This is a genomic window from Rhodococcus sp. NPDC056743, assembly GCF_042790355.1.
Classification (GTDB): domain Bacteria; phylum Actinomycetota; class Actinomycetes; order Mycobacteriales; family Mycobacteriaceae; genus Rhodococcus_F.
On the sequence record NZ_JBHTZI010000005.1, the window covers coordinates 456,473 to 462,520 of the forward strand.

Annotated in this window: 8 protein-coding genes and 2 pseudogenes; 3 read left to right on the plus strand and 7 right to left on the minus strand. The window is 58.8% G+C overall.

The features are described from left to right. Positions 1-3 precede the first annotated feature (3 nt). From ACFRFQ_RS14365 to ACFRFQ_RS14375, 3 genes are read right to left on the minus strand one after another with little or no spacing between them, the layout of a single operon-like run. A complete protein-coding gene (locus ACFRFQ_RS14365; RefSeq protein ID WP_378658541.1) occupies positions 4-723 on the minus strand; it encodes a metallophosphoesterase in 720 nt (239 codons plus the stop codon). Then, positions 720-983: a BON domain-containing protein gene (locus tag ACFRFQ_RS14370; protein ID WP_378658543.1), complete on the minus strand. Its 264-nt coding sequence runs from the start codon at positions 981-983 to the stop codon at positions 720-722. Before ACFRFQ_RS14370 ends, ACFRFQ_RS14365 begins: the two co-directional genes overlap by 4 nt. Positions 984-1,022: 39 nt before the next feature. Beyond that, positions 1,023-1,565, minus strand: coding sequence for a nucleotidyltransferase (locus tag ACFRFQ_RS14375; protein ID WP_378658545.1), 543 nt, complete (start codon positions 1,563-1,565; stop codon positions 1,023-1,025). A 207-nt stretch (positions 1,566-1,772) separates the two neighbouring features. Here ACFRFQ_RS14375 and ACFRFQ_RS14380 point away from each other — a divergent pair. Further along, positions 1,773-2,090 (plus strand): annotated as a pseudogene (locus tag ACFRFQ_RS14380) (DUF4383 domain-containing protein); the annotation flags it as partial. Between the two features lie 91 nt (positions 2,091-2,181). Then, positions 2,182-2,421: a hypothetical protein gene (locus tag ACFRFQ_RS14385; RefSeq protein WP_378658548.1), complete on the plus strand. Its 240-nt coding sequence runs from the start codon at positions 2,182-2,184 to the stop codon at positions 2,419-2,421. A 9-nt stretch (positions 2,422-2,430) separates the two neighbouring features. On the opposite strand, the gene ACFRFQ_RS14390 is transcribed toward ACFRFQ_RS14385, so the two are convergent. Both ACFRFQ_RS14390 and ACFRFQ_RS14395 read right to left on the minus strand, forming a co-directional pair. Beyond that, positions 2,431-2,985 (minus strand): type 1 glutamine amidotransferase domain-containing protein, encoded by a 555-nt coding sequence (locus ACFRFQ_RS14390; protein WP_378658550.1) that lies wholly within the window; start codon positions 2,983-2,985, stop codon positions 2,431-2,433. A 171-nt stretch (positions 2,986-3,156) separates the two neighbouring features. After that, a complete protein-coding gene (locus ACFRFQ_RS14395) occupies positions 3,157-4,038 on the minus strand; it encodes an aldo/keto reductase (RefSeq protein WP_378658553.1) in 882 nt (293 codons plus the stop codon). 215 nt (positions 4,039-4,253) lie between these two features. Between ACFRFQ_RS14395 and ACFRFQ_RS14400 the strand changes: the two genes are divergently transcribed. Next, the gene (locus ACFRFQ_RS14400) at positions 4,254-4,661 is read left to right on the plus strand and encodes a cupin domain-containing protein (protein ID WP_378658555.1); all 408 of its coding nucleotides are present in this window, start codon (positions 4,254-4,256) and stop codon (positions 4,659-4,661) included. Between the two features lie 91 nt (positions 4,662-4,752). On the opposite strand, the gene ACFRFQ_RS14405 is transcribed toward ACFRFQ_RS14400, so the two are convergent. Together ACFRFQ_RS14405 and ACFRFQ_RS14410 are read right to left on the minus strand one after the other, a co-directional pair. Next, positions 4,753-5,811, minus strand: a complete 1,059-nt coding sequence (locus tag ACFRFQ_RS14405) for an Ldh family oxidoreductase (protein ID WP_378658558.1) — start codon at positions 5,809-5,811, stop codon at positions 4,753-4,755. Between the two features lie 51 nt (positions 5,812-5,862). Beyond that, positions 5,863-6,048: pseudogene (locus ACFRFQ_RS14410) on the minus strand (hypothetical protein); the annotation flags it as partial.

Genomic DNA, 6,048 nt, shown 5'->3' on the forward strand with positions numbered 1-6,048 from the left:
CCGTCAGCCCGTCGACCCGAGACCGTACACGGCATACGCTGCTCGGATAACTGGTTGTGCAACATTGCGTACTCTCACGCCGCCAGGGGTTGTGCCACGCTCGGTTCCGGCGTGAGCATGACCGTGAAGTGCCAGATCGAGTTGAAACTCGTCGATAGGTTCGCCGAGGAGATACGACCCGAGGAAGGGGTAGATCTCGGGCGGTTCGCCGTGCAGGGTGTCGCTGATCGGCGAGTAGTGCAGCAGTGCCACTCGGATGTCTGCCTGGAGGGACGATACCGCCGTCCGAAAGCGCTCGGCGACATCGACGGTATGGCCGGCGAACTCCTTCATCTGTGGTTCTCCGAACACGCTGGCGCATTTGCCCGCGAATCCACCACCAAATCCTTTCGTGCCCGCTATCCCTAACGTTTGTCCGGCAACATCGATGGTGACAGATTCGCCTTCCAGTACAGAAATCCCTTGCGCAGTAAGCATATCCGTAACGTCCGAGACTGCATTGCTGTGGTAGTCATGATTTCCGAGCACGGCGACAACCGGGATTCCCAGATCTGCGAACTCGTCGGCAACAACCTTCGCTTCGTCTCGACCTCCGTGTCGGGTGAGATCGCCGGCCAGCAACAAGACATCCGCGTGGGCGGATACCATGTCGAGTGCAGGCCGCAACTCACCGCGCGAATCCGCGCCGAGATGCACATCGCCAACCGCAGCGACCCGGATCACTGTAGGTCCTCGTAATCGGCTTGTGGTTCAGCTGAACTCACGACATGGATGTCATTGCAGACGGAGATATCAGGTGCCAGTTCCGTGACAACCGATTCGAGTTCCCTCTTTCGAGCGGGGCTGTTGACTTCGCCACTGAGGTAGATCTTCGATCCCCGAATCGTAACCCGCACACCGAGTTCAGACGTTCGTGGATCCTCGGCAAAAGCTCGTCTGATGTGTGCCACCAAGTACTGCGGAAGTTGTTCTCCTGCTTTCATCCTCAACACCTCCAACGTCACTTGCCAGTCAAGTCCAGACTATTTCGTCGACGCAATCTCGAGATCGTCGAGGAGTGCGAGAAAAGCTCGTGCATAGGGCGATGTTCGGGTCTTGTCGACAACTTCCGGCCAGTCGACTTGTTCACGTAAATCGCGCGCGATCGCGAGCATGGGAACGAAGTCGCAACGATGAGCATCGAGGACGTTCAGTTTGTCGATCATCAAGTCCGTCGCGCTGACTACGGGTGCCACTGCGGAACCGACCCGCATAGATGTTGCCCGGTCGAGGAACTCGTCAGTGACCTCGCGCCCCGAAGTAGAGAAAATCAGATCGACGAGTACGTCGCCGTCGTACACCTTTGTCAGCCAATCCTCGGGCGGGTTAACCGGTTTCATTCCGATCTCTCGGAGTGCGCGCAACGCAGGCGCCGTGTCTTGCTTGCGTAGGAAGATGTCGACGTCATGTCCCGACGGTGGACCACCGCGGGCATACACAGCACAACCACCCGCTACTGCAAATCGAATTCCGGCGTGTGCCAAAATGTTCACTGCTCGCGTCATGGTTTGCAACAGATCTTCCATGCTGGATCGCTCGCCTGTGGGGACCGGGTAAGGGCGCGGCTGGGGTGTTCTGGTCATCATCCACAGGAGGTACCCGATCTCTCTACGGTGAATCGAGCGGGTCCGAGATCTCCGTCGAAATCGACCGTCCGGCTCGAATCCGGGCGGTAATGCGCTATCAGTGGATGATTCCGCTCAGTTCCTGGATGATCGGAAATGCGTAGAGTTGCCAGACATCACTCCGAGGCGAAACTGTTGGGCATTTTCGAGGTATCGGTGCTGCACAACATAGTTCATCTGCTGTTCGGTATAGCTTGACTGGCAATGGCCAGGTTTGCACGTACTGCGCAGCTTTACCTGATCGGTGGCGGCGTCATCTATCTTGTGCTGTTCGTCTATGGACTTCTCATCGACCAGAACAGTGACGTCAACTTCGTGCCGGTCAATGACGCCGACAATTGGCTCCCCCTTGTATTGGGAGTGGCGATGGTTGTCCTCGGAATTCTGACCACGCGCATGCGCTCGGCTCCTCGACCGGCGGTGTGAACGCGACTCATCGATTGCGTCCGGTATCACTGGGTACATCGATCAGACATGCCGTCGAGAGCAGTGACGGCCTCTGGAGAAGGAGACGATCATGGCTACCTGTGAAACGTGCGGTAATGAGTACGACAAGACGTTTACAGTCACGCGTGGCGAACGCACCGCCACGTTCGACTGCTTCGAATGCGCTGCACAGGCAATGGCACCGCAGTGCGCGCACTGCGGGTGTCGCATTCTCGGCCACGGCATCGAAGCGCAAGACACGATGTACTGCTGCGCGCACTGTGCTCGTCAGGAGGGCCACCTCGAGGCGGCAGATCGAGTCGGTGTCTGAATTGGCGAGCTAGGTGGAGAGAGTTTCGATCAGTTTCGAGGAGAAGGCGGGGAGATCATCGGGCTTACGGCTGGACACGAGGGTGTTCGGTCCGTTCGTACAGACAACTACGTCGTGGTCGACCCAACTGCCGCCGGCATTCGTGATGTCGGTGCGCAGGCTCGGCCATGACGTGAGTGTCCGACCACTCACCACATCAGCCTCGACGAGCGTCCACGGCCCGTGGCAGATCACCGCGACCGGTTTTCCCTCGTCGAAGAAACCTCGGACAAATGCCACAGCTGCTTTGTTCGTGCGGAGGAGGTCCGGGTTAGCGACCCCTCCGGGAAGGACGAGGGCATCGTAGTCCGATGGCGACGCCGATTCGACTGTGTCGTCGACATCAAAAACATCGCCTGTCTCCAGATGGTTGAATGCCTGGATTGTTCCCAGCTCGAGTGAAACAAGTGACGGCTCAGCGTGTTCCGAACGGACTGCATCCCAGGGATCTGTCAGTTCGATTTGCTCGACGCCTTCAGCGGCCGCTAGGAATGCAATACGCTTTCCTCTCAGTAATTCACTCATTGCTCACACTTCCCTTGTCGCTTCTTCGTGTTCAGTCGGAGGTACCGTCGCTGTCGAGGAAAACCAATTCGTTTCCTCGGCGAGCCACCAGGTGCCACCCGAGCCTCTCTCTATGCCTTCCCGTAGTTCGGCTTGTCTAATCAATATTCAATGTGGTTGAGGCGCAGAAGATCAAGCCTCGGGGATCTCCCGGCCGTAATTTTCGAGGGTGATGCTGTCGGGATCGGGACCGCCGCGTACGCCGGTGTCGAGTGCGTCGATCGCAGCAAGCTGGTCGGCGGTGAGGTCGAAGTCGAAGACGTCGAAGTTCTCGGTGATACGGGCCGGCTTGGTCGACTTCGGGATAGCCGAGCGGCCTTGCTGCAGATGCCACCGCAGCATAACCTGCGCAGCCGACTTATCGTGCTGTGCAGCGATATCGAGTAGGGTCGGGTCGTCGAAAGTGCTCTTTTCACCGCCGCCGTATGAGGTGATGCCGCCGATCGGCGACCATGCCTGGGTCACGATGCCGTGCTCGGCGTGTAGACGCTGCAATTCCTTCTGCTGAAAGTACGGGTGCAGTTCGATCTGATTCACGGCGGGTACGACGGTTGTCTCGGCCAAGAGTCGGTCAAGGTGCTCGGGCATGAAGTTGCTGACTCCGATGGCACGAACCTTGCCGTCGGTCAGAAGCTTCTCGAGTGCTCGGTAGGCGTCGAGTGTGAGATCGAAACGGCTGGGCAGGGGCTGGTGCAAGATCAGGAGGTCGAGTTGGTCGACGCCGAGCTTGCCCGTCGCCTTGTCGAAGGCGTGCAACGTGGTGTCGAAACCGTAGTCGCTGATCCAGACCTTGGTTTCGATGAACACCTCGTCAGAGGTCACATCGGAACGCTTGATGCCTTCGCCGACCTCGCGTTCGTTGAAGTATGCGGCGGCCGTATCGATGTGGCGATAGCCGTTGCGCAGAGCAGACTCGACTGCGGAAACTGTGACGTCCGGTGGGGTCTGGAAAACGCCAAGCCCGATGGCCGGCATTTCCACGCCGTTGTTCAGAGTGATCGTATTTTCAGTCATGCTTCGACAGTAGGTATGTTCGGGCGTCGATGACAGGTACTGTCGTTACCCCCTCCCGAAGAGGCCGGCGGAGTCTCGGATTTCGTTGAAAGATTCTCTGGTGTACGACGGTCAACATTAGGCTGCAGGAATCGTCACGTTGAAATGCGTTGGCACACGCTTAGATAGGAGCAGTGCGTCACACGATGCAGCACAGACGAACGCAAGGAGTTGGCATGACAACGATTGTGAAAGTGGAAGACGTCGAGGTTATGGACCGCGGCGGATCGGTGAAGACCGTGCCACTGGTCACGAAGACTTCCACTGACGGAGAAGCGCTGATCACGTCGGGTATGAGTGTTTATCCGGTGGGTGGCGGCGCCCCGAAGCACTCGCATAACTGCGACGAGCAGGTGACGCTTCTGGAGGGACGCGGTGAGGTCGAGGTCGACGGCGTTGTGACTCCGCTCGTTCCTTACGACACGACGTACATTCCGAGCCCGAAAGTGCATGCGTTTCGCAATACGGGTGAGGTTCCCATGCGAATTCTATGGGTATACACCGCATCTCGTGTGACTCGCACATTCTTCGATACGGGAATCGAAGTCGAGCATCTCTCTGCCGAAGATCAAATGGGGACGTAAGTTCTGGCAGTGTTTGCTAGTTCGCATGGAAACGGGAAGTCCGGCAGTCGATTACGCACTGCCGGACTTCCTGCTTCGTAGCGGGGACGCGTCAGCGGACCCCAACGGTGGGAGAAGTGATGCTGTACGTCTCCGCGGCCGTCTTCAGCTCGTTCCACAGGGGTTCAGGCACCGGAATTCCGTTTCGGCTCCGGTCGGCAAACGTCTCGGCCCCGCGCTGGCCGGGAAGGATGACACGCTCGTAACCCTCTGCTACGGGCAGAGATCGGATGGTCTCGATGGTCGCGTCGACGTCGGAGGTGAAGGTGTTTACCGCCACGGCCGCGCTGGGATCGATCGCGATAATTGCGGCATTCTGCCGGTGCTTCTTGCCGCCGGGAACGCCGGAATGGAAATTGGGCAAGATGGGCTCGCCGACGAGCACGCTGGTCAGCAATTCGAACATCAACGACATCCCGGAACCCTTGGCTCCGCCCACAGGAAGAGGAATCTTGGCCAACGCCGGGTCGGTAGTGGGAACGCCGTCGGCTGTTGTCGCGGCACCGACGGGGAGATCCTTGCCGGCCTTCTTGAACTGAGCGATCTTGCCGAGTGCGATGACGGCAGTGGCCATGTCGAGCACTACCGTCGGATACTGGCCGGTGCCCGGTACTGCGATCGACAGTGGACTTGTCGCGACGGACGCCCCCGCCGCGCCTTCGTATCCCATGTTGGGCATGCCCGCAACGAGACCCATGCCGATCAGACCGCTTTCGGCAATTCGGTTCGTGTAGTAGCCCAGTGCGCCGGTGTGGACCGTTCGACGCACGTTTACCCATCCGACGCCGAATTGAGCAGCCTGAGCAATGGCTATGTCGGCAGCGCGAGTGAGCGCAACAGGGCCAGCTGCCCGATCGGCGTCAACCGCTGCCAGGGCGCCCTTTTCGTTGTGGACGACAATCTTCGGCTCGGCGTTCGCCTCCCCGGTCCCGAACAATTCGAGGTAGCGAGGAACACGTGCGATTCCGTGGGAATCCACACCCCTCAGATTTGCCCAGACCAGTACCTCTGCGATGGTGCCGGCGTCGTCAGCCGAAACTCCACGCGATTGGAAAAGGTCTCGGACGTAGTCCCGGAGTTCCGCGGGATCGATCTTGATCGGGCTTGGCATGTCTGGCCTTTCTACACGGAGTTGTTCTGTTGTACTGCAGCTGCTTTACTGCTACTTGCCAGAAGCCTGCAGCGATCCCTGAGAGGCTGCCTCGGAGATGGGCCAGTCGAGGCATTCGGCGATACCACGACCCATGATCCAATCGAGTTCCTGCTCGGTGAAATCGAAATGCTCCGTGAACTGCTCGACCGTATCCGTCCACGTCAACCCGTGACCGAGCAGACGCGTGATGTCGGT

What these genes read in the sequence shown, in the direction of transcription:
- ACFRFQ_RS14375 (WP_378658545.1), bottom strand. Translation starts at nt 1,565, where the DNA reads ATGGAAGATCTGTTGCAAACCATGACGCGAGCAGTGAACATTTTGGCA.
- ACFRFQ_RS14370 (WP_378658543.1), bottom strand. Translation starts at nt 983, where the DNA reads ATGAAAGCAGGAGAACAACTTCCGCAGTACTTGGTGGCACACATCAGA.
- ACFRFQ_RS14405 (WP_378658558.1), bottom strand. Translation starts at nt 5,811, where the DNA reads ATGCCAAGCCCGATCAAGATCGATCCCGCGGAACTCCGGGACTACGTC.
- ACFRFQ_RS14400 (WP_378658555.1), top strand. Translation starts at nt 4,254, where the DNA reads ATGACAACGATTGTGAAAGTGGAAGACGTCGAGGTTATGGACCGCGGC.
- ACFRFQ_RS14390 (WP_378658550.1), bottom strand. Translation starts at nt 2,985, where the DNA reads ATGAGTGAATTACTGAGAGGAAAGCGTATTGCATTCCTAGCGGCCGCT.
- ACFRFQ_RS14395 (WP_378658553.1), bottom strand. Translation starts at nt 4,038, where the DNA reads ATGACTGAAAATACGATCACTCTGAACAACGGCGTGGAAATGCCGGCC.
- ACFRFQ_RS14385 (WP_378658548.1), top strand. Translation starts at nt 2,182, where the DNA reads ATGGCTACCTGTGAAACGTGCGGTAATGAGTACGACAAGACGTTTACA.